At 65.6% G+C, this 23,436-nt stretch carries 27 protein-coding genes; 13 read left to right on the plus strand and 14 right to left on the minus strand.

What is annotated here, in order from left to right; all coding sequences use genetic code 11:
* Positions 1–3 precede the first annotated feature (3 nt).
* From IGS74_RS08410 to aroC, 6 genes are all read right to left on the minus strand, one after another.
* A complete protein-coding gene (locus tag IGS74_RS08410) occupies positions 4–1,233 on the minus strand; it encodes a class I SAM-dependent RNA methyltransferase (protein WP_192390930.1) in 1,230 nt (409 codons plus the stop codon).
* On the minus strand, positions 1,230–1,982 hold the full coding sequence (locus IGS74_RS08415; RefSeq protein WP_192391609.1) for a TlyA family RNA methyltransferase: 753 nt from the start codon (positions 1,980–1,982) through the stop codon (positions 1,230–1,232). The genes IGS74_RS08410 and IGS74_RS08415 overlap by 4 nt, the downstream gene beginning before the upstream one ends.
* Positions 1,970–3,877, minus strand: a complete 1,908-nt coding sequence (gene dxs, locus IGS74_RS08420) for a 1-deoxy-D-xylulose-5-phosphate synthase (RefSeq protein WP_192391606.1) — start codon at positions 3,875–3,877, stop codon at positions 1,970–1,972. The genes IGS74_RS08415 and dxs overlap by 13 nt, the downstream gene beginning before the upstream one ends.
* 185 nt (positions 3,878–4,062) lie before the next feature.
* Positions 4,063–4,323, minus strand: coding sequence for an exodeoxyribonuclease VII small subunit (locus IGS74_RS08425; RefSeq protein WP_039189271.1), 261 nt, complete (start codon positions 4,321–4,323; stop codon positions 4,063–4,065).
* 9 nt (positions 4,324–4,332) lie between these two features.
* Positions 4,333–5,259 (minus strand): histone deacetylase family protein, encoded by a 927-nt coding sequence (locus IGS74_RS08430; RefSeq protein WP_192390936.1) that lies wholly within the window; start codon positions 5,257–5,259, stop codon positions 4,333–4,335.
* A complete protein-coding gene (aroC, locus tag IGS74_RS08435; RefSeq protein ID WP_192390948.1) occupies positions 5,256–6,347 on the minus strand; it encodes a chorismate synthase in 1,092 nt (363 codons plus the stop codon). The genes IGS74_RS08430 and aroC overlap by 4 nt, the downstream gene beginning before the upstream one ends.
* Before the next feature lie 163 nt (positions 6,348–6,510).
* Here aroC and IGS74_RS08440 point away from each other — a divergent pair, with 163 nt between their 5' ends.
* On the plus strand, positions 6,511–6,729 hold the full coding sequence (locus IGS74_RS08440; RefSeq protein ID WP_039189278.1) for a DUF1344 domain-containing protein: 219 nt from the start codon (positions 6,511–6,513) through the stop codon (positions 6,727–6,729).
* Positions 6,730–6,739: 10 nt separating this feature from the next.
* Here the strand turns inward: IGS74_RS08440 and IGS74_RS08445 are convergent, their stop codons facing one another.
* The 4 genes from IGS74_RS08445 to IGS74_RS08460 all read right to left on the minus strand — a co-directional run bounded on the left by IGS74_RS08445 (position 6,740) and on the right by IGS74_RS08460 (position 9,827).
* The gene (locus IGS74_RS08445) at positions 6,740–7,339 is read right to left on the minus strand and encodes a histidine phosphatase family protein (protein ID WP_192390954.1); all 600 of its coding nucleotides are present in this window, start codon (positions 7,337–7,339) and stop codon (positions 6,740–6,742) included.
* Positions 7,340–7,348: 9 nt separating this feature from the next.
* Complete coding sequence (fabI, locus tag IGS74_RS08450) at positions 7,349–8,167, minus strand: enoyl-ACP reductase FabI (protein WP_039189285.1); 819 nt, start codon at positions 8,165–8,167, stop codon at positions 7,349–7,351.
* Between the two features lie 126 nt (positions 8,168–8,293).
* A complete protein-coding gene (locus tag IGS74_RS08455; RefSeq protein WP_192390959.1) occupies positions 8,294–9,235 on the minus strand; it encodes a DnaJ C-terminal domain-containing protein in 942 nt (313 codons plus the stop codon).
* Between the two features lie 118 nt (positions 9,236–9,353).
* Positions 9,354–9,827, minus strand: coding sequence for an RT0821/Lpp0805 family surface protein (locus IGS74_RS08460; RefSeq protein ID WP_192390964.1), 474 nt, complete (start codon positions 9,825–9,827; stop codon positions 9,354–9,356).
* A gap of 40 nt (positions 9,828–9,867) precedes the next feature.
* On the opposite strand from IGS74_RS08460, the gene pdxH reads away from it, so the two are divergent.
* Positions 9,868–10,488, plus strand: coding sequence for a pyridoxamine 5'-phosphate oxidase (pdxH, locus tag IGS74_RS08465; protein ID WP_192390969.1), 621 nt, complete (start codon positions 9,868–9,870; stop codon positions 10,486–10,488).
* A 5-nt stretch (positions 10,489–10,493) separates the two neighbouring features.
* Here pdxH and tldD read toward each other — a convergent pair whose 3' ends face one another.
* A complete protein-coding gene (gene tldD, locus IGS74_RS08470) occupies positions 10,494–11,912 on the minus strand; it encodes a metalloprotease TldD (protein ID WP_192390975.1) in 1,419 nt (472 codons plus the stop codon).
* 78 nt (positions 11,913–11,990) lie between these two features.
* A complete protein-coding gene (locus IGS74_RS08475; RefSeq protein WP_039189297.1) occupies positions 11,991–12,581 on the minus strand; it encodes an invasion associated locus B family protein in 591 nt (196 codons plus the stop codon).
* Positions 12,582–12,928: 347 nt separating this feature from the next.
* On the opposite strand from IGS74_RS08475, the gene coxB reads away from it, so the two are divergent.
* From coxB to rnhA, 11 genes are all read left to right on the plus strand, one after another.
* A complete protein-coding gene (coxB, locus tag IGS74_RS08480; protein ID WP_039189300.1) occupies positions 12,929–13,843 on the plus strand; it encodes a cytochrome c oxidase subunit II in 915 nt (304 codons plus the stop codon).
* A gap of 32 nt (positions 13,844–13,875) precedes the next feature.
* Positions 13,876–15,477, plus strand: coding sequence for a cytochrome c oxidase subunit I (gene ctaD / locus IGS74_RS08485; RefSeq protein WP_039189304.1), 1,602 nt, complete (start codon positions 13,876–13,878; stop codon positions 15,475–15,477).
* Between the two features lie 124 nt (positions 15,478–15,601).
* Positions 15,602–16,522 carry a heme o synthase gene (locus tag IGS74_RS08490; protein WP_192391611.1) on the plus strand — a complete coding sequence of 307 codons (921 nt, stop codon included), beginning with the start codon at positions 15,602–15,604 and terminating at the stop codon, positions 16,520–16,522.
* 2 nt (positions 16,523–16,524) lie between these two features.
* Positions 16,525–16,665 carry a protoheme IX farnesyltransferase gene (locus IGS74_RS08495; protein ID WP_156122217.1) on the plus strand — a complete coding sequence of 47 codons (141 nt, stop codon included), beginning with the start codon at positions 16,525–16,527 and terminating at the stop codon, positions 16,663–16,665.
* Entirely contained in the window at positions 16,662–17,270 is a 609-nt protein-coding gene (locus tag IGS74_RS08500) for a cytochrome c oxidase assembly protein (RefSeq protein WP_192390986.1), read from the plus strand. The genes IGS74_RS08495 and IGS74_RS08500 overlap by 4 nt, the downstream gene beginning before the upstream one ends.
* A 108-nt stretch (positions 17,271–17,378) precedes the next feature.
* Positions 17,379–18,257 carry a cytochrome c oxidase subunit 3 gene (locus IGS74_RS08505; RefSeq protein WP_039190866.1) on the plus strand — a complete coding sequence of 293 codons (879 nt, stop codon included), beginning with the start codon at positions 17,379–17,381 and terminating at the stop codon, positions 18,255–18,257.
* Positions 18,258–18,325: 68 nt separating this feature from the next.
* Positions 18,326–18,715 (plus strand): DUF983 domain-containing protein, encoded by a 390-nt coding sequence (locus IGS74_RS08510; RefSeq protein ID WP_192390991.1) that lies wholly within the window; start codon positions 18,326–18,328, stop codon positions 18,713–18,715.
* Positions 18,705–19,505 (plus strand): SURF1 family protein, encoded by an 801-nt coding sequence (locus tag IGS74_RS08515; RefSeq protein ID WP_192390998.1) that lies wholly within the window; start codon positions 18,705–18,707, stop codon positions 19,503–19,505. The genes IGS74_RS08510 and IGS74_RS08515 overlap by 11 nt, the downstream gene beginning before the upstream one ends.
* Before the next feature lie 68 nt (positions 19,506–19,573).
* A complete protein-coding gene (gene ispH, locus IGS74_RS08520) occupies positions 19,574–20,599 on the plus strand; it encodes a 4-hydroxy-3-methylbut-2-enyl diphosphate reductase (protein ID WP_039189315.1) in 1,026 nt (341 codons plus the stop codon).
* Positions 20,600–21,580 carry a homoserine kinase gene (locus IGS74_RS08525; RefSeq protein ID WP_192391002.1) on the plus strand — a complete coding sequence of 327 codons (981 nt, stop codon included), beginning with the start codon at positions 20,600–20,602 and terminating at the stop codon, positions 21,578–21,580.
* A complete protein-coding gene (gene rnhA / locus IGS74_RS08530; protein WP_039189321.1) occupies positions 21,577–22,041 on the plus strand; it encodes a ribonuclease HI in 465 nt (154 codons plus the stop codon). Before IGS74_RS08525 ends, rnhA begins: the two co-directional genes overlap by 4 nt.
* Before the next feature lie 4 nt (positions 22,042–22,045).
* On the opposite strand, the gene IGS74_RS08535 is transcribed toward rnhA, so the two are convergent.
* Both IGS74_RS08535 and IGS74_RS08540 read right to left on the minus strand, forming a co-directional pair.
* On the minus strand, positions 22,046–22,531 hold the full coding sequence (locus tag IGS74_RS08535; RefSeq protein WP_192391007.1) for a peroxiredoxin: 486 nt from the start codon (positions 22,529–22,531) through the stop codon (positions 22,046–22,048).
* 80 nt (positions 22,532–22,611) lie between these two features.
* Positions 22,612–23,430, minus strand: a complete 819-nt coding sequence (locus tag IGS74_RS08540) for a protein-disulfide reductase DsbD domain-containing protein (RefSeq protein WP_192391012.1) — start codon at positions 23,428–23,430, stop codon at positions 22,612–22,614.
* Between the last annotated feature and the right edge of the window lie 6 nt (positions 23,431–23,436).

The following is a 23,436-nucleotide window of genomic DNA, read 5'->3' on the forward strand; positions in this document are numbered from 1 at the left end:
CGCTCAGACGCGCTCGAAAAGCGCCACCGCCTCGACGTGATGCGACCAGAGAAACTGGTCTATGGGCGTCACCTCGGTCAGGCGGTAGCCGCCATCGACGAGGATGCGGGCATCGCGCGCCAGCGTCAAAGGATTGCATGAAACGGCAACCACGCGCCGCACCGACGAGTCCGCCAGTTGACGGGCCTGTGCCTCGGCGCCGGCCCTTGGCGGATCGAACAGCACGCCATCGAAGCGTTTCAGCTCCCTGGTGGTTACGGGCCTGCGGAAGAGGTCGCGGCGTTCGCTTGTCAATGGCTTGAGGCCGGAAGCGGCGCGCTGCGCTCGGTCCAGCGCCGCCAGCGATGCAGCGTCGTTCTCGACCGCGTGGGTCGCCTGGTGCCGTGCGAGGCGGAATGCAAACGTACCGACGCCGCAGAAGAGGTCGGCGACCTGTCGGCAATCGTGAAGATGCGCCAGCGCCAGCCGCGCCATCTCGGCCTCGGCCCCGGCCACCGCCTGCAGGAACGCGCCGGCGGGAAGAAGCACCGGAACATCGCCCGCCAGCACCACCGGCGGGCGCGGCTCGATCACGATCTCTCCATTGACGCTGAGCCGTGCGAATTCCGATGACAGGGCAATCTGCATGGCGCGGGCGCGCAAGGGTTCGCTGAGCGTCTGTCCGGTTTCGACGGCGACATCCAGCCCGGTGCCGGCCAGGGTTACCGTCAGCCGGGTTTCTCCCTTCCGCGCGACCAGCCCTTCCGCCAGCCGGCGCAGCGCCGGCAGGGCCGAAACGATCTCGGGTTTCAGGACCAGACAGGTATCGATGGGCGCGATCCGGTCGCTCATGGCTTCGTGGAAACCGAACAGGATACGGGTGCCGGCGCGCGTGGCCGAAAAGACGGCGCGGCGGCGGGTGCCCGGTGCGGTCGGGACCATCGATCGTACGGGCGCTTCCAACCCGGCGCGTCGCAACGCTTCCACCACCAGATCGCGCTTGAACCCGGCATACAGCGCGGGGCTGGCATGCTGCATGTCGCAGCCACCGCAACGCGTGTAGTGCGGGCAGGGGGCAACCTGCCGCTCGGGCGAAGGCTCCAATATGGCCGTGGCGCGGGCGCGCTGGCCGTGCCGTTCGGCCTCGATGCTTTCTCCCGGCAGGGTGAAGGGAACGTAGGCCGGACCACCGGGGCCAATCCCGATGCCGTCGGCTTTGACGCCCAGTCGCTCTATGCGGATCGTTTCACTCACGCCCTGCGTCCCACCAGAAGATATTCCCTGTTGCCGTCGCCGCCCGCTATCGGAGACGCCGTCGTCCCCACCGGGCGCCAGCCATCCTGCGCCCCGAGCCAGCCGGACATGTCCCGTGCGATGGCTTCGCCTTGCGAGCGATCCTTCAAAAGGCCGCCCTTGCCGATGGCATCGCGGCCGGCCTCGAATTGCGGCTTTACCAGAAAAATGCCCAGCGCGCCCGGTTCAGCCAGCGATAATGCCGGCGGCAGGGCCAGCTTCAACGATATGAAGCTGACATCCGATACAATGAGGTCCACGGGGTGGCCGCCCAGATCCGGCCGGGTCAGTGCCCGCGCGTTGAGCCCGTCGATCCGGGTAACGCGCGGATCGGCCGCGATACTGGGGTGCATCTGGCCGTGGCCGACATCGATGGCCACGACGTGGCGCGCGCCGGACAGCAGGGCGACCTGGGTGAAGCCGCCCGTGGATGCGCCGATATCCAGCGCCACGCGGCCGGCGATATCGAGGCTGAAATGGTCCAGCGCCGCCACCAGCTTGAGTGCGGCGCGGGACACGTAGGCCGAAGCGGGATCGTCCATGTCCACGCTCACGGTATCGGACACGAGTTGTCCGGGCTTGGAGGCCGCCACGCCATCGACGCGGACGTGACCGCGCAGGATCGCATCCCTTGCGCGCACCCGCGTCTCGCTCAAACCCCGATCCACCAAAAACTGGTCGAGCCGCGTGCGTTCGCTCACGCCTGCAATACGCGGTGGGACGTATCTCCGAGAGTGCGGAAAACGGCATCCACGATGCCCGCTTTATCCAGGCCGGCACGCTGGATCATCTTTTCCGGCGCGGCATGGTCGACGAAGCTGTCCGGCATGGTCAGCGGACGTACCTTCAACCCGTGTTCCAGGAGGCCGTTGCGCGCCATATGCTCCAGCACTTGCGCGGCGAAGCCACCGCCCGCGCCTTCTTCCAGCAGGATCAGCACTTCGTGGTTCTGCGCAAGGCGCCGGATGAGATCGGTATCCAGCGGCTTGGCGAAGCGCGCATCGGCGACCGTGGTCGACAGGCCGAAGGTCTCCAGTTCTTCGGCTGCCGCAAGAGCATCCGCGAGCCGGGTGCCGAAGGACAGGATGGCGATCTTGGAGCCTTCCCTGACGATGCGCCCCTTGCCGATTTCCAGGATCTCGCCACGCGCCGGCATATCCACGCCGACGCCGTTGCCTCGCGGATAGCGAAACGAGATCGGGCCTTCGTCATAGGCCGCGGCCGTGCGCACCATGTGGCGCAGCTCCGCCTCGTCGGCCGCTGCCATCACCACCATTCCCGGCAGCGGCGCAAGGAAACCGGTATCGAAGGATCCCGCATGCGTCGGCCCGTCGGCACCCACGAAGCCGGCCCGGTCTATGGCGAAGCGCACCGGCAGATGCTGGATCGCAACATCGTGGACGATCTGGTCGTAGGCACGCTGCAGGAAGGTGGAATAGATGGCGCAGAACGGCTTGAAGCCCTCGCTGGCAAGGCCCGCCGCAAAGGTGACGGCGTGCTGCTCGGCGATGCCGACATCGAAGGTGCGCGTGGGGAACGCCTCGCCGAACAGGTCGAGGCCGGTTCCGTTGGGCATGGCGGCGTTTATCGCGACGATCCTGTCGTCCTCGCGCGCTTCCTGGACGAGGCTTTCGGCGAAGACACGCGTATAGCTTGGGGCATTGGCCTTGGCCTTGGCCTGCTCGCCGGTCACCACGTCGAACTTGGATACGCCGTGATACTTGTCGGCGGAGGATTCCGCCGGGCCATAGCCCTTGCCCTTCTGCGTCACGACATGGACGAGGATGGGCCCGTCCTGCGCGTCGCGCACATTCTTCAGAACCGGGAGCAGATGGTCGAGATCGTGCCCGTCGATGGGGCCCACGTAATAGAAGCCGAGCTCTTCGAAGAGCGTGCCGCCGGTGAAGAAGCCGCGTGTGAACTCTTCGGTGCGGCGGGCGCCCTCGCGGACGAACTCCGGCAGCTTGTCGGTGATCTGCTTGGCGCGATTGCGCAGGGTGCGGTAGGCCTTGCCGGAAACCAGCCGCGCCAGATAGGCGCTCATCGCGCCCGTGGGCGGGGCGATGGACATGTCGTTGTCGTTCAGGATGACGATCAGCCGCGCGTCCAGGGCACCGGCATTGTTCATGGCCTCATAAGCCATGCCGGCCGACATCGCGCCGTCGCCGATCACCGCGATGACGTTGTTGCGCCCGCCGGAAAGGTCGCGCGCCACCGCCATTCCGAGGCCCGCCGAGATCGATGTGGAAGAATGCCCGGCGCCGAACGGGTCGTAGACGCTTTCCGAGCGCTTGGCGAAACCCGACAGGCCGTCTTCCTGGCGGATGGTGCGCATTCCCTCGCGCCGGCCGGTGAGGATCTTGTGAGGATAGGCCTGGTGGCCGACATCCCAGATCAGCCGGTCTTCCGGCGTGTTGAATACGTAGTGGAGGGCGACCGTCAGCTCCACGACGCCGAGGCCGGCGCCGAGATGGCCACCGGTGCGCGACACCGCGTCCACGAGATCGCGCCGAACCTCATCGGCAACCTGCGTCAGTGCCGATTCCGGCAGGGCGCGCAGATCGGCCGGAGAGGCGATCTCGTCGAGGAGGGGCGTTCTCAGCATATCCGACACGGTGCAGCTTCACCTTTCGATAATCGCGCCGCCTTCGGTGGCGGCACGGCCCATCACGGAAGGTGCCCTTTCGTGGAGCCGTTTCAAGCTTCGCTCTATAAGATGGCTCGTCGCGGGGCGAAAGTTATGACTTCCCGGTAAAGCTTTACACCGCGATGAAATCTTGCGTGTTCGCCTCAGGCCGGGTCCAGCGGCTCGGTGCCGGTGGCCCGGCCGCGCGTCGACTTGATCTTCTCGACCTTGTCCTCCGCGGCCGCCAGCAGCTTGTCGCAATGGGCCTTCAGCTTTTCGCCGCGCTCATAGGTGCGGATCGCCGCCTCCAGCGGAACGTCGCCGCGCTCGAGATCCGAGACGATACGCTCCAGTGCCGCGAGGGCCTGCTCGAAGCTGAGCGCGGAGATGTCGTCTTCGGTTTCGGGACGTTGCTGCTCTGGCATGATGTCTCCTCAGCCGGTCATCAGGCGTTGGACATGGACGGCGACCGATTGGGACAGCCCGGTCAGGTCGTAGCCGCCTTCGAGAATGGATACGAGGCGACCGTTACAGAAGCGGTCGGCCAATGTCATCACCTGGCCGGTGGCCCAGTCGAAATCCGCCTCGCGAAGCTGCATGTCGGCCAGCGGATCACGGGCGTGCATGTCGAAGCCGGCCGACAGGATGATAAGATCCGGCTGGAAGGATTCGACCGCCGGTACGACACGCGTCAGGAAGGCTTCGCGGAAGGCGTCGCCGCCATCGCCGGCGCGCAGCGGTGCGTTGACGATATTGCCGGCGCCCGTTTCGCTCAAGGCGCCGGTGCCGGGATAGAGCGGCATCTGGTGCAGCGAGGCGTAGAGCACCGTCGGGTCGCTCCAGAAGATGTCCTGCGTGCCATTGCCGTGATGGACATCCCAGTCGATGATCGCGATATGCGAGAGGCCCAACGCCTCCTGTGCGTGGCGGGCGGCGATGGCCGCCTGGTTGAACAGGCAGAAGCCCATGGCGGTGGCGCGCTCGGCATGGTGTCCGGGCGGGCGGGCGGCGACGAAGGCGTTGGACACCTGGCCGGACACGACATCGTCGACTGCAAGGCATGCGGCACCCACGCCGTGCAGGGCCGCGACGAAGCTGCGCGGGCTCACCACCGTATCGCCATCGATCCGCGCCAGCCCTTCGGCCGGCGTCGCCTGTGCGACGCGGCGTACATAAGCCTCCGGGTGGCACAGATAGACGTCCTGCAACCGGCCCTCCGGCGCCTCGGCCCGCTGCAGCAACTGGAAGCTTTCCGCTTCGAGGGCCGCCTCGACAGCGGCGATCCGCTCCGGACGCTCGGGATGGCCGGGCCCGGTCAGGTGCTCGGCAAAGATGGGATGGTGGTAGAGCCGCGTCCTCATCCGCGACCCGTCTGGCCGCGATGGCGCAGATAATGATCGGCGATCGCACAGGCCATCATTGCTTCGCCGATGGGCACGGCGCGGATGCCGACGCATGGATCGTGCCGGCCCTTGGTCATCACGTCCACCTCCTGGCCCAAGGCATCGATGGACCGCCGGGGAGTCAGGATGGAGGATGTCGGCTTGACGGCAAAGCGCGCCACAATGGGCTGGCCGGTGGAGATGCCGCCGAGGATGCCCCCGGCATGGTTGGACAGGAACTCGGCCTCACCGTCGGCGCCCATGCGCATCTCGTCGGCGTTTTCCTCGCCGGTCAGGCGGGCGGCGTTGAAGCCTTCGCCGATCTCTACGCCCTTCACGGCGTTGATCGACATCAAATTGGCTGCGATATCCTGGTCGAGCTTGCCATAAAGCGGCGCGCCGAGGCCGACGGGAACCCCCTCGGCCACCACTTCGACCACCGCCCCGATGGATGAGCCGGCCTTGCGGATCTTGTCGAGATCCTCGGCCCACAGTGCCGCGGTGCCGGCATCCGGGCAGAAAAAGGGGTTCGACCGGACATCGTCCCAGTTCCAGCTCTGGCGGTTCACGGCGCGGTCGCCGATCTGCACCAGCGCGCCGCGTATCCGCACCCCGGGCACCACCAGACGGGCTATGGCGCCGGCGGCCACGCGCGTCGCCGTCTCCCGCGCGGATGAGCGTCCACCGCCGCGGAAGTCGCGGACCCCGTATTTCCGGTCGTAGGCAAAGTCGGCATGGCCGGGGCGATAGCGCTGGGCGATGTCCGAATAATCCTTCGAACGCTGGTCCACGTTGCGGATTTCCATGGCGATGGGCGTGCCGGTGGTGACGAGCGTTCCGTCCGCCTGTTCGATGACGCCGGACAGGATCTCGACCGTGTCCGGCTCCTGGCGCTGGGTGGTGTAGCGCGATTGTCCGGGACGCCGCCTGTCCAATTCGGCCTGGATATCTGCGCGCGTGAAGGTTAGCCCGGGCGGCGTGCCGTCGACGATGCAGCCGATGGCCACGCCATGGCTTTCACCGAAAGTGGTGACGCGGAAGAGGTGGCCAAAACTGTTATGCGACATAACTCTCCCCGGCATCCGGAATTGCTGCGGAAAGCTCTAGGCCACGCCCGGCAGCAGGGTCAAATTTTAATCTTTGCCGCATTAGGACGGGCGCGAAAAAAACACAAAGGCGGTTGAGTTTTCCTGACGCCGACATTTCGTTCCCAGCGATCGTAGCAAGTTCATGGACCGCAGAGCCATCGCCCTATTCGCCAGCACCGTCCTGGTCATCTCCGCCACGATACCGCCCCGCGCGCGGGAGGCGGAGGGCATCGTCGCCTCCATCGACCGCATGGGCGCGATGCTGACGCTGGACGACGGCACCCGCTACGTCCTGCCGGACACGCACGACTATGCGCCGCTTCAGCCGGGCATGCAGGTGCATCTTCTCTATCTGGCCTGAGGGCCGGCGGTCATACCCAGTCGATCCGGCCGTTTTCGGCCTTCAGCACCCTGTCCTGCAGGATCAGCGCGTAGGCCGCGTCCTGCGGTGGCACGCCGCCATACATTTCGAGGAAGACGCGCGTGATGCCGCCATGCGCGACGACGATGCTGCGTCCGGCCAGGCCCTCGAAGAAGGGCCGAGCCCTTTCGGCCAGCATCTGGTAGGATTCCGCCGTCGGCCCATGCGGCCTGAAGGCCCACTTGTCGGCATCGCGGCGGGCGATTTCCTGCGGCTCGTCGCGGCCGATCTCCTCCAGCGTCCGGTTTTGCCAGTCGCCGAAATCAAGCTCCAGCAGCCGCTCGTCCGTCGCGAAATCGTCGGGCTCGAGCCCGCATTCGCGGCGGATGATGCGCATCGTTTCCCGCGTGCGGGAAAGGGGACTGGCCACGAAGTGGAAGTCGTTCACCGCGCTGCCCAGCGCCAGGCGCAGATACCGCCCGTTGCGCTTGGCCTGCACCCGGCCGAGCGCGTTCAACGGCGTATCGACCTGGCCCTGTATGCGGCCCTCCGCATTCCAGTCGGTCTGGCCGTGGCGGCATAGATAGATCAGCGGAAGCGCATGCGACACGGATTTCGCTCAGTCCTTGATGACGGAAATGTCCGGAGCGTCCACAGCCTTCATGCCGACCGTGTGATAGCCCGAATCGACGTGATGCACCTCGCCGGTGACGGCCGTCGACATGTCGGACAGGAGATACAGGGCGGACTGCCCGACCTCGTCGATGGAAACGGTCCGCTTCAAGGGCGAGTTGTACTCGTTCCACTTCAGGATGTAGCGGAAGTCGCCGATGCCGGACGCCGCCAGGGTCTTGATGGGACCGGCCGAAATGGCGTTGACACGGATGGCCTTGCTGCCGAGGTCAACGGCAAGGTAACGCACAGACGCCTCGAGGGCGGCCTTGGCGACACCCATGACGTTGTAATGCGGCATCACCTTTTCCGCGCCGTAATAGGTAAGCGTCAGGATCGAGCCGCCATCGCTCATCAGGGCCTCGGCACGCTTGGCGACGGCCGTGAGCGAATAAACCGAGATGAGCATGGTCTTGGTGAAGTTGCCTTCGCTCGTGTCGACATAGCGGCCCGTGAGCTCGTCCTTGTCCGAGAAGCCGATGGCATGCACCACGAAGTCGAGCTTGCCCCATTTGTCGGCCAGCGCTTCGAAGACGGCGTCGATGGTGGCGGCGTCGCCGACGTCGCAATGGCCGGCCAGGAATGCACCCAGCTCCGCGGCCAGCGGCTCGACGCGCTTCTTGAGCGCGTCGCCCTGCCAGGTCAGCGCGATCTCGGCACCCTGATCGGCCAGCGCCTTCGCGATGCCCCAGGCGATGGATCGGTTGTTGGCCACGCCCATGATAAGCCCGCGCTTGCCTGCCATCAGGCCGCCTTTTTCCGCCATGGACGCGCTCCTTGACCTCTTAGGTCGAATTGTTTCCGGTGCGCGGCGGTATGGCACAGGCTTTCCCGCACGACAAGTTCACGCTTGAACGCGTCGTGACATGCTTCGCGAGCGGGACGGTCGGTCCTATTCGGCGGCTTTCGCCTTCTGGCGTTCCCGCAGGAAGGCGGCCAGCTCCTCGTCCGGGGTTTCCGGCAGGGCCACCTGCAGCGTCACCAGGAGGTCTCCGCGTCCGCCGCCCTTCTGGGTCAGGCCCTTGCCGCGCAGCCTGATGGTGCGGCCGGAATTGGTCCACGGCGCGATCTTGGCCGCGACGCGCCCATCCAGTGTATCGACGGTCAGCCGTCCGCCCAGGATGGCCGTTTCCAGGGGAAGATCCTCGCGCAGTTGCAGATCGCGTCCGCGCACCGTGAAGCGCGGGTGCTCTGCGAAGGCGATGGTTATCAGCGCGTCGCCATCCTTGCCGCCCGGCGTGGGCGACGGCTGCCCCTGGCCGCGCAGGCGAATCGTCTGTCCGTCCTCGACACCGTCCGGCAACTTGATCGCCAGGCGTTTGCCGGTGGGGAAGATCGCCTCGACCTTGTCGCCGGAAACGACATCTTCCAAATGCACCCTCAGCGTGGCAAGCATATCCTCGCCCTTCAGGGGCGCCTGCGGACGGCGCGCACCGCCGAAGCCGCGTGCGCCACCGGCGGCGCGCCCACCGAAAGCCTGCTCGAAGAAGTCTGCGAACCCCCCGGCGTCGCCACTGCGGAACTCGAAATTCCCGCCGCCCCCGAAAGGATCGCCGCCATGGCCCTGGCCACCCCCGAACGGGTTGCCGCCGCCGAAGCCCTGGAACTTCTGCTTGCCCTCGGCATCGATCTCGCCCCGGTCGTACTGGCTTCTCTTGTCCTTGTCGCCCAGGATCTCATAGGCCTGGTTGACCTCGTTGAAGAGGCCGCTGGCCTTCGGATCGTCCTGGTTGGCATCGGGGTGGTATTTCTTGGCAAGCTTGCGGAAGGCGGATTTGATCTCGCTTTCGCTCGCCGATTTGCCGACGCCGAGAACGGCGTATGGATCCCGCATGTGTCCTCAAGTTCCTTTTTGTCGCAGGGCGCGTTGGATGAATGGCGTATCCTATATGGCAATGCCGTGGCACGGCATAAAGACCCCTCCGCGACGATGGAACCGAATTATCGGGCGTTCAACCCGCTTCGCCGAAGCGGGTCAGCACCCATTCGCCCGATCCTGCGCTGCACGCCTCGCCATCGTAGAGCGCGATCCCGTCGAAGCGCTGGCGCGACGTCGTGAAGCGGCGGCAGATGGCCGAGCCCTCGCGCATCTCCTCGATGGCCGTGATCGTGCCCGATGCACCCGTTTCGGCGTTGGCCCATGCGACGGTAAGGGGGCCTTGCGATAGTTTGGCCGCCGATACGGCGTTGCGCACCGTGCGCCCATCGGACAATCGATCGGTATCGACGGACGGCGCGGTCCCAGCCGTGCCGGGCGCGATCGACCCGGTGGTGATCGACCTGTCGACCATGTCTTCCAGGCCGCCGCCCGACAGGGTGCACCCGCCGAGAAGAAGCGCCGCCAGAAGGCCCGCAGCGGACGTGCGGCTGCACCGTCGCCGCAGAAGGGCCTGGCCGAAGTCTTTGCCTGGATCGAAGAACCCCATTAGGTAGACCCGGATTGGAAACTGGAGACTGGCGAAGACAATGAGTCGTCCGACATTAACATTGGATGAAGTGGGCACGGACCCGTTCGCCGCCTTCTCGACATGGTTAAAGGCCGCGGCGGAAACGGAGCCGAACGACCCCAACGCGATGGCGCTGGCAACCGTGGACGGCGCCGGCATGCCCGATGTGCGCATGGTGCTGCTGAAGGGGCTGGATGCAGCCGGGTTCGTCTTCTACACCAATTTCGAAAGCACCAAGGGGCAGGAGCTCCTGGGCCAGCCGCGCGCCGGCCTCTGCTTCCACTGGAAGTCGCAGCGACGGCAGGTGCGCGTGCGCGGACCGGTGGAGATCGTTTCGCAGGCCGAGGCGGATGCCTATTACGCCAGCCGACCGCGCGGCAGCCGCATCGGAGCATGGGCGTCGGATCAGTCGCGCCCGCTGAAGGACCGGTCCGTGCTCGAGGCGCGCATCGCCGAAATGGAGGACCGTTTCGGGCCGGATGGCGATATAGCCCGTCCGGAGCGCTGGTCCGGCTTCCGGGTGCGCCCGCTGGAGATCGAGTTCTGGCAGGACGGCGCCTACCGCCTGCACGATCGCTTCCGCTTTACGCGGGGGAACATCGACGCGGCCGCATGGGAGATCGCGCGCCTCTACCCGTGATGCCGTCAGGCGGATTCGGTTCCCCCGACCGTCATCCTGTCCATGCGCAGGTGCGGCTGGCCGACGCCCACGGGTACGCCCTGGCCGGCCTTGCCGCACATGCCGATGCCGGTATCGAGCGCCAGATCGTTGCCGACCATCGACACCCGGTGCATGGCGTCCGGGCCGTTGCCGATCAGCATCGCGCCCTTGATGGGCTCGGCCACCTTGCCGCCCCGGATGCGATAAGCTTCCGTACAGGCGAAAACGAACTTGCCGGAGGTGATGTCCACCTGCCCGCCGCCGAACGACACCGCGTAGATTCCGTCCTTCACGGATTCGATGATCTCCGCCGGCTCATGCGGGCCGGCCAGCATCATCGTATTCGTCATGCGGGGCATCGGCGCATAGGCATAGGATTGGCGGCGTCCGTTGCCGGTGGCCTGCATGCCCATCAGGCGGGCATTCTGCCTGTCCTGCATGTAGCCGACCAGCCTTCCGTCCTCGATCAGGACGTTGCGGGCACTCGGGGTGCCCTCGTCGTCGATCGTCAGTGAACCGCGCTTGTCGGCGATCGTGCCGTCATCGACGACGGTCACGCCGCGCGCCGCCACCTGCTGCCCCATCAGGCCGGAAAAGGCGGATGTCTTCTTGCGGTTGAAGTCGCCCTCCAGGCCGTGGCCGACGGCCTCGTGCAGCATGACGCCGGGCCAGCCGGCCGCCAGCACGATGTCGAATGTGCCGGCGGGCGCCGGGGCCGCCTCCAGGTTCACCAGCGCCTGTGCCAGCGCCTTGTCGGCGACATCGCGCCAGTTGTCGGGCGCCACCACCCCGTCCAGCCCGACGCGGCCGCCGCCGCCGAAGGTGCCGCTTTCCTGCCGGCCTTCGCGCTCTGCCACGACGCTGACATTGAGGCGGACCAGCGGGCGAATGTCCCGCACCAGCGAACCGTCGGTCCGGAGAATCTCCACATGCTGCCACTGCGCGCCAAGCGTCACCGACACCTGGCGCACCGTCGGGTCCTTGCTGCGCAGATAGGCGTCGATCTCCCCCAGGAGCCGCACTTTCTCCTCGAAGCTCGGCGCGGGGATCGGGTTTTGGTCGCCGTAGAGGCGCCGGTTGGTGCCGGCAGGCGCTTCGGCCATCTGCCCGGCATGCCCGTCCCTGGCGGCGGACACGGCCTCGGCGGCACGCCTGAGGGCGCCCCCGGTGAATTCGCCCGAATGGGCGAACCCGACGACCTCGCCCGACACGGCGCGCATGCCGAAGCCCTGATCGGTCGAGAAATTGCCCGCCTTCAGCCGGCCATTGTCGAACACGAGCGATTCCTGCTCGCGATACTCCAGGTACAGCTCGCCGTCGTCGGCACCGCGCAGCGCATCGCCGAGAAGAGTTTCGACCCGCTCGCGCGACATGTCGAAGCGGTCGATCAGGGATGTGGACATGGCCGGTTCCGGGCTTCTCATCAAAGGTCAGATAGGACGCGAAAACGATTCTGGAATCGGTCCACCATGAATCTCGGGTCAGGGGAGGGCGTCGAATCCTTCGCCGAAGCCCTCCAGCTCGACCGGAATGCCGATCCCCTGCTCGGGCGTCTGGAACACGATGAAAGTTGCCGACGTGCCCTCGGACAACGTCTTGCGCAGGTTCGGGTCCAGGATCACCTCGGCGTAGCAGCCATCCTCGAAACAGCGCATGAACTGTGCCTTGCCGATATCCTGGCCGTCGACATACAGGCCGAGCCCATTCGGCAAAAGCACGCCCAGGGGCGCCAGAACACGCAGGATCTCGGTATTTCCATCGGCGGTTTTCAACGCGATGACCGTCAGGCCGACCTCGGGCCTGTCGTCGGCAACGACGTTCTGCAGCAGGGCACATTGTTCGCTGGGGGCGCCGGGAGCGCTCTCGCATACGATCGACCACGAACCATGGGTAGAGCGGACCGTGCCGCTGGCCGCCGACTGGCCGCCGACGGCGGGCGCCGCAGGTTCTGCCGGCGCGGCGGCGGGTGCGCTCTCCTCCGGCGCCGCGGCCGGCGCTTCCTGTGCCGAAGCCATGCCGGACAGCGCGGCCGAGACGAGGAGGGCGGTGAAGGAGCGGCGGAGAAAAGTCATCTATCTCTTTCCGAATCAATCGAATCTGAACTGTCGGACGTCACGTCATTATCCGATTGCGAAGCGCCGCTGCAAACGGTGCGTCGAATCGAATCACTCGCCCTTGCCGCACCGCGCGTCTAGAATGACTCCGACAAAAAGCCGATACTGGCGGATGGCGGCGGCCTTGCGCCGGATCATGTTGCGAAGTGGGCGGTTTCGTGGTTTTAAGCGGGCCGGCCAATTGCACATTGGCGGCATTCGAAATTTGCGATCCGGTCACGGGTCCGCAAAGCCGTAGGGCGGGGCCATTGGGTAAGATCCTCGCGGGGAGAGCATTCGTGAAGAAGACACTTACTGCAGCAGCGATGCTGGCCGCCGTGCCGACACTGGCAGCGGCGCAGGAGGGGGCGTATCTCCCCGGCCAGCCGCATCCCTGGCAGCTTGGGCTGCAAGAGGCGCTCTCGCCCATCGAGGAGCAGATCCACTGGTTCAGCGCCTATACGCTGTGGTTCCTGATCCCGATCACCATCTTCGTCGCGCTGCTGCTCGCCTGGTGCATCTTCCGATACAGCAAGCATCGCAATCCGACGCCGTCGCGCACCAGCCACAACACGACCATCGAGGTCATCTGGACGCTGGCGCCTGTGCTGATCCTGCTGTGTCTGGCGATTCCCTCGTTCCAGTTGCTGACCGCGCAGTACAACCCGCCGCGCGAGCCTGAGTTGACGGTGAAGGCGACTGGCTACCAGTGGTACTGGGGCTACGAATACCAGCCCGCGGCAACCGATCCGGCCGCGGCCGGCGCCGCCGCGCAAGAGGCGGGCGCCGCCGAGGCGGCCGAGCCGGTCTCCTATCTGTCCTATCTTCTGCGGGAAGACGACCGCGCCGGGCAGGGCAAGGAGGACGTGGCCGTCTATCCGCGCCTGCTGGCCGTCGACAACGAGATGGTCGTGCCCGTCAACACCGTTGTCCGCCTGCTCACCACCTCGGCCGACGTCATCCATTCCTTCGCGGTGCCTTCGCTGGGCGTGAAGGTGGATTCCGTTCCCGGCCGCATCAATGAGTACTGGTTCGAGGCCACGCGCGAAGGCATCCTCTACGGACAGTGCTCCGAGCTTTGCGGTCGCGACCACGCCTTCATGCCCATCGCCGTACGCGTCGTCAGCCAGGAGCAGTTCGACAACTGGCTGGCCGCCGCGGCCGACGACCTTCCTGCAGCAAACCAACAGTTGAACGCCGAGATCGAGGCCGCCGCCGGCCAGGATGTCGCGGCTCGCTAACCTTCAACGACAAGCGTTCAACGGAGACCGACATGGCTGACGCCTCCTCCCACGAAGCCCACGAGCACAAGATACCGACAGGTTGGGTGCGCTGGGTCAATTCGACCAACCACAAGGACATCGGCCTTCTCTACCTGATCTTCTCGATCATGGCGGGGCTGATCGGCGGTAGCCTGTCCATCGCCATCCGCGCCGAGCTGCAGCAGCCCGGCCTGCAGATCTTCGGCGATCCTGCAGTGTTCAACGTGTTCACCACGGCCCACGGGCTGATCATGGTGTTCTTCGTCGTGATGCCGGCGCTGATCGGTGGTTTCGGCAACTATTTCGTACCCATCATGATCGGGGCGCCGGATACGGCCTTCCCGCGCGTCAACAACATCGCCTTCTGGCTTCTGGTGCCGTCCTTCCTGCTGCTGCTGCTGTCGCTCTTCGTCGAGGGTGCGCCCGGCTCGCTCGGGGCTGGAACCGGCTGGACGCTGTATCCGCCCTTGTCCACGACGGGCCATCCGGGGCCGGCGGTCGATCTTGCCATCTTCGCGCTGCACCTGTCCGGCGCATCGTCGATCCTCGGCGCGATCAACATGATCACGACCATCCTCAATATGCGCGCCCCCGGCATGACGCTGCACAAGATGCCGCTCTTCGCCTGGTCGCAGCTCGTCACGGCCTTCCTGCTGCTGCTGTCGCTGCCGGTGCTGGCCGGCGCCATCACCATGGTGCTCACCGACCGCAACTTCGGCACGACCTTCTTCACGCCGGAAGGCGGCGGCGACCCGATCCTGTATCAGCATCTGTTCTGGTTCTTCGGTCACCCCGAAGTGTACATCATGATCCTGCCGGCCTTCGGCATCATCAGCCACATCATCTCGACCTTCTCGCGCAAGCCGGTCTTCGGCTACCTCGGCATGGCCTACGCCATGGTCGCCATCGGCGTCGTCGGCTTCGTCGTGTGGGCGCACCATATGTACACCACGGGCATCTCGCTCAACACGCAGCGCTACTTCGTCTTCGCCACGATGGTCATCGCGGTTCCGACGGGCATCAAGATCTTCTCGTGGATCGCCACGATGTGGGGTGGCTCGATGACGTTCCGCACGCCCATGTACTGGGCCATCGGCTTCATCTTCCTGTTCACCGTGGGTGGCGTCACCGGCGTCAAGCTGGCCAATGCCGGCATGGACCGCGTGCTGCACGACACCTACTACGTCGTCGCGCACTTCCACTACGTGCTGTCGCTGGGCGCGGTGTTCGGCATCTTCGCGGCCTGGTATTACTGGTTCCCGAAGATGAGCGGCTACATGTACAACGAGTTCATCGGCAAGCTGCACTTCTGGGTCATGTTCATCGGCGTCAACCTGGTGTTCTTCCCGCAGCACTTCCTGGGCGCCGCCGGCATGCCGCGTCGCTATGCGGATTACCCGGATGCCTTTGCCGGCTGGAATTTCGTCTCCTCCATCGGTTCCTACATCTCGGGCGTCTCGGTGCTGATCTTCCTCTATGGTGTCTTCGAAGCCTTCCGCGCCAAGCGGCTGGCCGGCGACAATCCATGGGGCCAGGGCGCCACGACGCTGGAATGGCAGCTCTCTTCGCCGCCGCCCTTCCACCAGTGGGAAGAGCTTCCCCGCATCCGCTGAGGCGGGCGCCGGCCAGGGCGGGATACCCCGCCATCTTCGACAAACCATGGCCCGCCCATTCGTGAGCGGGCCATGACGACAGAACAAGGGTGATCACTTGAGCGCAACCGAACTCAGCCCGGATATGGCGGCACGGCCCGGAATAAGCCTTGCCGAGCCCGGCGATTTCGTCAGCCTTCTGAAGCCGCGGGTGATGTCGCTCGTCATGTTGACGGCCGTCACCGGCTTCGTGCTCGCCCCCGGCTCGATCCACCCTTTTCTCGGCCTGGTTTCCATTCTTGCGATCGCCGTGGGAGCGGGCGCGTCCGGCGCCCTCAACATGTGGTACGACGCCGATATCGACCGGCTGATGGCGCGCACCGCCAAGCGGCCGGTGCCGCGCGGCCGTATCCAGCCGGAAGGAGCGCTGGCCTTCGGCCTGTCTTTGTCCGTTCTGTCCGTGCTGACGCTCGGCCTCGTCGCCAACTGGTTCGCTGCGGCCTTCCTGGCTTTCACCATCTTCTTCTATGCCGTCGTCTATACGATGTGGCTGAAACGCCGGACGGCGCAGAACATCGTCATCGGCGGCGCTGCCGGCGCATTCCCGCCGATGGTGGGCTGGGCGGTCGTGACGGGGGGCGTTTCGGTGGAGAGCTTCGTGCTCTTCCTCATCATCTTCCTCTGGACGCCTCCGCATTTCTGGGCGCTGGCGCTGTTCAAGGTCAAGGAATACGGCGCCGCCGGCATTCCGATGCTGCCCAATGTGGCGGGACGCGCGTCCACGCGCCGGCAGATATTCCTGTATAGTCTCGTGCTCGTGCCCTGCGGCGTCGCTCCGTGGCTTCTCGGGTTCTCCGGGCCCGTCTACGGGGTCGTATCCGTGCTTCTGGGCGCCAACTTCCTTCGGCATGCTTATGCGGTTCTGCGCATGAGCGACGACGATACCGCGATGCTGCCCGCAAAGAAGCTGTTCCGCTTCTCGATCGTGTATCTCTTCGCTTTGTTCGCCCTGCTGCTGGCCGAGGGCGTCTACCAGTCGTTCCTGCCGGGCTCGGGGGGGCTTTGAGCATGGCGGACGAGCATATCAAGCTGACGGACCAGGAGCGCCGGGCCCAGCGCCGGCGGTCCATCGCCATCGGCGTGTTTCTGGCCGTTCTGGTGGTCATCTTCTACGTTGTGGCCCTCATCAAGATGGGGAGCCAGCTATGAGCGATCCGAAGGCAGACCGGCTGGCGTTGGCGCGGCGGCGCGGCAAGCGCATCGCGATCGGATGTTTTGCCTTCTCGATGGGGATGCTTGGTGCGGCCTATGCATCGGTGCCGCTGTACGAGCTGTTCTGCCAGGTCACGGGCTATGGCGGTACGACGCAACGCGCCGAGGCCGGCCCCGCGGCCGTCTCCGACCGCTCCATCAACGTACGCTTCGACTCCAATGCATCACCTGGCGTGCCGTGGCGGTTCCAGCCGAACGAACGCCAGGTGACCGTCAAGCTGGGCGAGGTCCGGCAGACGTCGTATCACGTGCGGAACGAGGCGGATTATCCGGTGACGGCGGTCGCGACGTTCAACGTGACGCCACTGTCGGCGGGCGTCTATTTCAACAAGCTCTACTGCTTCTGCTTCAACGAGCAGACGCTGCAGCCCGGAGAAGCCGTCGACATGCCCGTCGTCTTCTTCGTCGATCCGGCGATGCTGGAGAAGGAAGAGTTGAAGGACGCTCCGACCATCACGCTGTCCTATACGTTCTTCCCCGTCTCGAAAGGGGAGGCTCCGGTTGCCGCAGCGCGGCAGGGCGGGGCGGAGGACCAGTTGTAATTTCGTCCGCGCCGGCCCTGTCGGCGTGGCGCAATGATATGTAGTTTGGGGGGCCGATTCCGTGTGGGGGGCGGCGCCTACGGCAATACCGGGAAAGCGGGACGCGAAATGGCAGATACGCACCAGAAGCATCACGATTATCATGTCATCGAACCCAGCCCGTGGCCCTTCGTGGCTTCGGTGGGAGCGTTCTTCCTGCTGTTCGGAGCCGTCGCATGGTTCCGGTCGCTGAACGGATTGCCCTTTGCCTTCGGCGGAGTGGACCTGGCGACGCCCTGGATCTTCTTCATCGGCCTCGTGATCGTGCTCTACACCATGTACGCGTGGTGGTCGGACTGCATCCGCGAGGGCCAGGAAGGGTTCCACACGCCCGTCGTGTCGCTGCACCTGCGCTACGGCGTCATCATGTTCATCGCCTCGGAGGTCATGTTCTTCGTGGCCTGGTTCTGGGCGTTCTTCGACGCCAGCCTGTTCCCCGGCGAGATCCATCAGGTTGCGCGCACGCAGGCTCTGGGCGGCCAGTGGCCGCCGGCCGGCATCGAAGTGCTCGACCCGCTGCACCTGCCGCTGTTCAACACGATCACGCTGCTCCTCTCGGGCACCACGGCAACCTGGGCGCACCACGCCATGCTCGAGGATGACCGCAAGGGCCTGATAACCGGCCTCGCGCTGACCGTGGCCCTCGGCGTCATCTTCTCGTTCGTGCAGTACATCGAGTATGCGCATGCCCCGTTCGAGTTTGCCGGGTCGATCTACGGTGCCACCTTCTTCATGGCCACCGGGTTCCATGGCTTCCACGTCATCGTCGGTATCATCTTCCTGGCCGTCTGCCTGCTGCGCGCGATCCGCGGCCACTTCACGCCGCACAAGCACTTCGGCTTCGAGGCGGCGGCCTGGTACTGGCATTTCGTCGACGTGGTCTGGCTTTTCCTCTTCTTCGCCATCTATGTGTGGGGAAGCTGGGGTGCGCCGATCCACGGCGGCTGAGGTTTCGAGACCTGCCTTGAAGGGGTGGCCTCGCGGCCACCCCTTTTTTAATTCCGGAAAGCGATCGCATGGCACATATGGGGAAAGAGGGGCCGGTGGATCCGGTCAAGGCCGCGCTGGCGGGCAGATGTCCACGCTGCGGCACGGGCCGCCTCTACGCCGGCGCGCTTCGGCTGGACAAGAAATGCGAGGATTGCGGGCTCGACTTCACCCCGCTCGACCAGGCGGACGGCCCGGCCTTCTTCGTGATGCTCGTCATCGGCCTTCTCGTCACCGGCCTCGCCCTCTATGTCGAAGTCGCGTATGCGCCGCCGTTCTGGGTGCACTTCCTGCTTTGGATTCCGTTGATCGCCATCATCACGCTGCCGCTGTTGCGCCTGGCCAAGAGCCTGATGGTCGGCATGCAGTATCGCCACAAGGCTGCCGAGGGCAGGATCGATCGCGCCGATGACGCATGAGCCTGCCACGCAGTTGCCGGCGGCCCCTCCCGGGCTGTCGCCCCGGCGCTTCTGGTCGGCGCTCCTGCTCGGCCTGATCGCCCTCGCCGTCCTGATCGGGCTGGGCACCTGGCAGGTCGAGCGCCTGTTCTGGAAAGAAGCTCTGATCGACACGATCGAGCGGCGTATCCATGGCCCGGCCGAAGACCTCGGCGTCATCGTCGCGGCGGAGCAATCGTCCGGCGACATCGATTATCGGCCCGTCCGGGTCACGGGCATCTTCGATCATTCGGGCGAGCGATATTTCCTGTCGACGCACGAGGGGGAAGCCGGCTGGAACGTCTATACGCCGCTGCTCGTCGCGGGGCAGGACCTGGCCGTCTTCGTCAACCGGGGCTTCGTTCCCTATGCCCTGAAAGAGCCGTCGGCGCGGCCCGAAGGGCAGATCGCGGGGTTGGTGACGGTGGAAGGGCTGGCCAGGAACCGGGTGACCGACAATCCCGGGGGCGCCCTGATGCCCGACAACGACATCGCGCAGCACATCTTCTTCTGGCGGGACGTGCCGGCCATGACCGAGGGGCTGGACCTGCCCGACGGTGTGCGCATGCTGCCCTTCACCATCGATGCGGGCGAGGGCGCCGCGCCCGAGGGATATCCCATCGGCGGACAAACCGTGGTGACCATGCCCAACAACCACCTTGAATATGCGCTGACCTGGTACGGCATCGGGCTTGGCCTCGCCGTACTCCTGACCATCATGGTGGTTGCCCAGCTTCGTGCAAAGCGTTGGCGAGATCGTTCATCGCCTTGACAGGGGCGGTGGCTTTTCGTTGTACCCTGGGGTACGACCTTCCGCGTGAGTGCGAGGACATATCAAGAGTGGAACCGGCCCTGAAGCCTGCCCTGACCATCCGCCTGTGCGAGCCGCGCGGCTTCTGCGCCGGGGTGGACCGTGCCATCCAGATCGTGGTGCTTGCGTTGAAGAAGTACGGCGCGCCGGTCTATGTGCGGCACGAGATCGTGCACAACAAGTACGTGGTCGAGGGGCTGCGCGGCATGGGAGCCGTCTTCGTCAAGGAACTGGACGCCATTCCCGATGACGGGCAGCCTGTCGTCTTCTCGGCCCATGGCGTGCCGAAATCCATTCCGGCCGAAGCCGAGCGCCGCGAGATGCTGTACCTGGATGCCACATGCCCGCTGGTCTCCAAGGTTCACAAGCAGGCGATGCGGCACATGCGACTGGGCCGGCAGGTGCTGCTGATCGGCCATCGCGGCCACCCCGAGGTGGTCGGTACGATGGGCCAGTTGCCCGAGGGCGCCGTGCGGCTGATCGAGACGGAAGAGGATGTCGAGGCTTTCCAGCCGGCAGACCCCGAGGCTCTGGGCTACGTCACGCAGACCACCCTTTCGGTGGACGACACGGCGGGGATCGTCGCGGCGCTGGAGCGCAAGTTCCCTTCCATGCAGGCACCGTCTTCGGAATCCATCTGCTATGCCACCACCAACCGGCAGGATGCGGTGAAGGCCGCGGCGCCCGGCACCGACCTGTTCCTGATCGTCGGCGCGCCGAACTCGTCCAATTCGCGGCGGCTGGTAGAGGTGGCGGAACGCGCGGGCTCTGCGCGCGGGCTGCTGGTACAGGGCATGCAGGACGTTCCGGTCGATGAGTTGCAAGGCGGCATGGTGCTGGGCATGTCGGCCGGCGCCTCCGCGCCGGAGGTTCTGACCGACGGCATACTCGACGCGCTGCGTGCGCAATTCGAGGTCAGGCTGGAACTCGTCCAGACGGCGATAGAGAACGAGAACTTCCCCGTCATGCGCAGCATCCGCGATGTGCCGCTGACTGCCGAGGACATGGCATTCGTCAATGGCGCGCCCCGGCGGGACGACGGGCGAGCGGCCTGAATGGCGGTCTATACCGAAGTCGCGGAAACGGAGCTTGCCGCCTTCCTGCAGCGGTACGATCTTGGCCGTCTCCTGTCCTACAAGGGGATCGCCGAAGGCGTGGAGAACTCCAACTTCCTGCTGCGCGCCGAGGGCGGCACCTTCATCCTGACGCTGTACGAGAAGCGCGTCGACCGCAACGACCTGCCGTTCTTCATCGGCCTTATGGAGCATCTGGCCGCCAATGGCCTGTCCTGCCCGCTGCCGGTCCTGCCGCGCGAAGGCGAGGCCCTGGGTGAACTGGCCGGCCGCCCGGCGGCCCTGTTCACCTTTCTGGAAGGCATGTGGACACGCCGGCCCACGGTCGGCCATGCCAGGCAGGTGGGGGCGGCCCTTGCGGGCATGCACAAGGCCGGCGAGGGGTTTTCGCTTGCGCGCCGCAACGCGCTGTCCGTCGATGCGTGGCGGCCTCTCTTCGATGGGTGCGGCGCGCGCGTGGAGGCGGTCCAGGCGGGCCTGTCCACCGAAATCGAAGCCGAACTGGCATTCCTGGAGGCCAACTGGCCGCGGGATCTCCCGTCCGGCATCATCCATGCCGACCTGTTCAACGACAATGTCTTCTTTCTGGACGGGCAGCTTTCCGGGCTGATCGACTTCTACTTCGCCTGCAACGACCTGTTGGCCTACGACATCGCCATCTGCCTCGGCGCCTGGTGCTTCGAGGCCGATGGCGCCTACAACGTCACCAAGGGGCAGGCGCTCCTGGAAGGCTATGACGGCGTGCGCCGGCTGGCTGACGCCGAGATCGACGCGCTGCCGGTGCTGACGCGTGGAGCGGCGATGCGCTTCCTGCTGACGCGCCTCTACGACTGGATACACATTCCCGATACGTCCTTCGTGACAAAGAAGGATCCGAAGGAATATCTGCGCAAGAACAGGTTCTACCGGCAGGTGAAGCGCCCGGCCGAACTGGGCCTGACGAGGGATGCGACGCTGTCATGACCAAGCGGGTCGAGATTTATACCGACGGAGCCTGTTCCGGTAATCCGGGCCCCGGCGGCTGGGGTGCGATCCTGCTTTACGGCGACGCGCGCAAGGAGTTGAAAGGCGGCGAGACGCCGACGACCAACAACCGCATGGAGCTGATGGCCGCGATCAAGGCGCTGGAAGCGCTGACCCGTCCCTCAGTCGTCGATCTGCATTCCGACTCGCAGTATCTGCGCGATGGAATTTCCAAATGGATCCATGGGTGGAAGCGCAACGGCTGGAAAACCGCCGACAAGAAGCCCGTCAAGAATGCCGAGCTCTGGCAGGAACTCGATGCCCAGCGCCTACGCCATGACGTGACCTTCCATTGGGTAAAGGGACATGCCGGCCATGAGCTGAACGAGCGCGCCGACGAGCTTGCGCGGGAAGGCATGGCCCCATTCAAGGGCCGCGCCGTCCCCGCACAGAGCGTCTAGGAGACTACAGCTGGGCGAGAATCGCGCCGGCGGCGGAGGCTTCGGCCTGGCCCGGCGCTTCCTCGATATGCAGCGTCTTCACCACGCCATCCTCGACGATCATCGAGTAGCGCCTGGAGCGCAGGCCGAGGCCCGCCCCCGAAAGATCGACATCCAGTCCGGCGGCCCTGGCAAATTCGGCGCTGCCATCCGCCAGGAAGAGAATGCGATCGCCCGCATCCGTGGCCTTCTGCCACGCGCTCATCACGAAGGGGTCGTTGACGGCGACGACGGCGATCGTATCGACGCCCTTGGCCCTGATCTCGTCGTTCAGTTCGAGGTAGCCGGGCAGATGATTCATGGAGCATGTCGGTGTGAACGCGCCCGGCACGCCAAACAGCACGACCTTTTTACCCTTGAAGACGTCGTCCACGGTGACGGGTTTCGGCCCGTCCTCGGTCTTTACGCGAAACGTCGCCTGCGGAAGATGGTCGCCGACCTTGATCGTCATGATGTGTATTCCTGTTGGGCCGGACGATGCCGGCGGGTAGGCTAGGGAACTTATCCGTCTTTGCCGCGATGTCGATACGCTTAACGCAGCGCAGCATGCGGTGCGATGGCAACGGGGTTGGCGTGCCGAAACCGGGCATACTCTCCGGCGGCCAGCAGCAGATCCACCGCGATCCCGCCTCTGGCATCCTTCGGGGCCCGCAGCACAGGCGCCACCACCGTGTAGACCCCATCCGCAGGGGAAGGCGCGCCGGCCGGGCCGAACTCCCAGCCGGGGGGACCGGCGGCAAACAGGGCAACCGGGCCCCGAGGGATTTCGGGCGGCAGGGTAACGACGAGCGACGTGCCTTCTATCCGCGCCTCCAGACGGTCGTCGGCGATGTCCGGCAGCGCAGCTTCGGCTGCGTGAACCTGCGCCGTCTCTCCGAGGGTGGCCTTTTCCGCCAGATCGCGCTGGAGCCGAGCCTGAACGGGTACGCAGATGTCGTCGCAAAGGCCGATCGTCAACGCGAGATCGAGCCGAGGGGCATCGCCGCTCGCCCGCGCCGTGAAGGCGATGGCCATGGGCTCGGAATAAACGTTCGAGGAGGAGAAGCCGTCGTCGGTGACATGCGGCACCGGAAACAAAAGGGCAGGTGCGCCCTCGAGCCCCTCGCTGGCCGAAAAATCGACAACGGGGGCAAGGCCGGCCTGTCCGGGCGCGATCCAGTAGGTTTTCCAGCCAGGCTCCAGATCCACTGCCACCGCACCGCGAACGACCCCGTTCCGGTCGGGGCCGATGGCCAGCAGGCGCAGCGTCGCGCCATCAGCCTGGATCGCGCTTCCTTCAGCCGCCGCAACCTCTGGGTGCGAAATCGCGATCAGCGTAAAAAGCAGCGCGGTGGGCAGGTGAAATTTCATGCCATC

The organism is Aureimonas sp. OT7 (genome assembly GCF_014844055.1).
Classification (GTDB): domain Bacteria; phylum Pseudomonadota; class Alphaproteobacteria; order Rhizobiales; family Rhizobiaceae; genus Aureimonas; species Aureimonas altamirensis_A.

Bases quoted from the DNA above. Each gene is read 5' to 3' on its own strand.
- IGS74_RS08525 (WP_192391002.1), top strand. From the start codon at position 20,600: ATGGCGGTCTATACCGAAGTCGCGGAAACGGAGCTTGCCGCCTTCCTG.
- IGS74_RS08510 (WP_192390991.1), top strand. From the start codon at position 18,326: ATGGCACATATGGGGAAAGAGGGGCCGGTGGATCCGGTCAAGGCCGCG.
- fabI (WP_039189285.1), bottom strand. From the start codon at position 8,167: ATGGCGGAAAAAGGCGGCCTGATGGCAGGCAAGCGCGGGCTTATCATG.
- rnhA (WP_039189321.1), top strand. From the start codon at position 21,577: ATGACCAAGCGGGTCGAGATTTATACCGACGGAGCCTGTTCCGGTAAT.
- ctaD (WP_039189304.1), top strand. From the start codon at position 13,876: ATGGCTGACGCCTCCTCCCACGAAGCCCACGAGCACAAGATACCGACA.
- IGS74_RS08490 (WP_192391611.1), top strand. From the start codon at position 15,602: ATGGCGGCACGGCCCGGAATAAGCCTTGCCGAGCCCGGCGATTTCGTC.
- pdxH (WP_192390969.1), top strand. From the start codon at position 9,868: ATGAGTCGTCCGACATTAACATTGGATGAAGTGGGCACGGACCCGTTC.
- IGS74_RS08535 (WP_192391007.1), bottom strand. From the start codon at position 22,531: ATGACGATCAAGGTCGGCGACCATCTTCCGCAGGCGACGTTTCGCGTA.
- IGS74_RS08440 (WP_039189278.1), top strand. From the start codon at position 6,511: ATGGACCGCAGAGCCATCGCCCTATTCGCCAGCACCGTCCTGGTCATC.
- IGS74_RS08425 (WP_039189271.1), bottom strand. From the start codon at position 4,323: ATGCCAGAGCAGCAACGTCCCGAAACCGAAGACGACATCTCCGCGCTC.
- IGS74_RS08540 (WP_192391012.1), bottom strand. From the start codon at position 23,430: ATGAAATTTCACCTGCCCACCGCGCTGCTTTTTACGCTGATCGCGATT.
- IGS74_RS08495 (WP_156122217.1), top strand. From the start codon at position 16,525: ATGGCGGACGAGCATATCAAGCTGACGGACCAGGAGCGCCGGGCCCAG.
- aroC (WP_192390948.1), bottom strand. From the start codon at position 6,347: ATGTCGCATAACAGTTTTGGCCACCTCTTCCGCGTCACCACTTTCGGT.
- IGS74_RS08460 (WP_192390964.1), bottom strand. From the start codon at position 9,827: ATGGGGTTCTTCGATCCAGGCAAAGACTTCGGCCAGGCCCTTCTGCGG.
- coxB (WP_039189300.1), top strand. From the start codon at position 12,929: ATGCTGGCCGCCGTGCCGACACTGGCAGCGGCGCAGGAGGGGGCGTAT.
- IGS74_RS08500 (WP_192390986.1), top strand. From the start codon at position 16,662: ATGAGCGATCCGAAGGCAGACCGGCTGGCGTTGGCGCGGCGGCGCGGC.
- dxs (WP_192391606.1), bottom strand. From the start codon at position 3,877: ATGCTGAGAACGCCCCTCCTCGACGAGATCGCCTCTCCGGCCGATCTG.
- IGS74_RS08515 (WP_192390998.1), top strand. From the start codon at position 18,705: ATGACGCATGAGCCTGCCACGCAGTTGCCGGCGGCCCCTCCCGGGCTG.
- IGS74_RS08475 (WP_039189297.1), bottom strand. From the start codon at position 12,581: ATGACTTTTCTCCGCCGCTCCTTCACCGCCCTCCTCGTCTCGGCCGCG.
- IGS74_RS08430 (WP_192390936.1), bottom strand. From the start codon at position 5,259: ATGAGGACGCGGCTCTACCACCATCCCATCTTTGCCGAGCACCTGACC.
- tldD (WP_192390975.1), bottom strand. From the start codon at position 11,912: ATGTCCACATCCCTGATCGACCGCTTCGACATGTCGCGCGAGCGGGTC.
- IGS74_RS08455 (WP_192390959.1), bottom strand. From the start codon at position 9,235: ATGCGGGATCCATACGCCGTTCTCGGCGTCGGCAAATCGGCGAGCGAA.
- IGS74_RS08505 (WP_039190866.1), top strand. From the start codon at position 17,379: ATGGCAGATACGCACCAGAAGCATCACGATTATCATGTCATCGAACCC.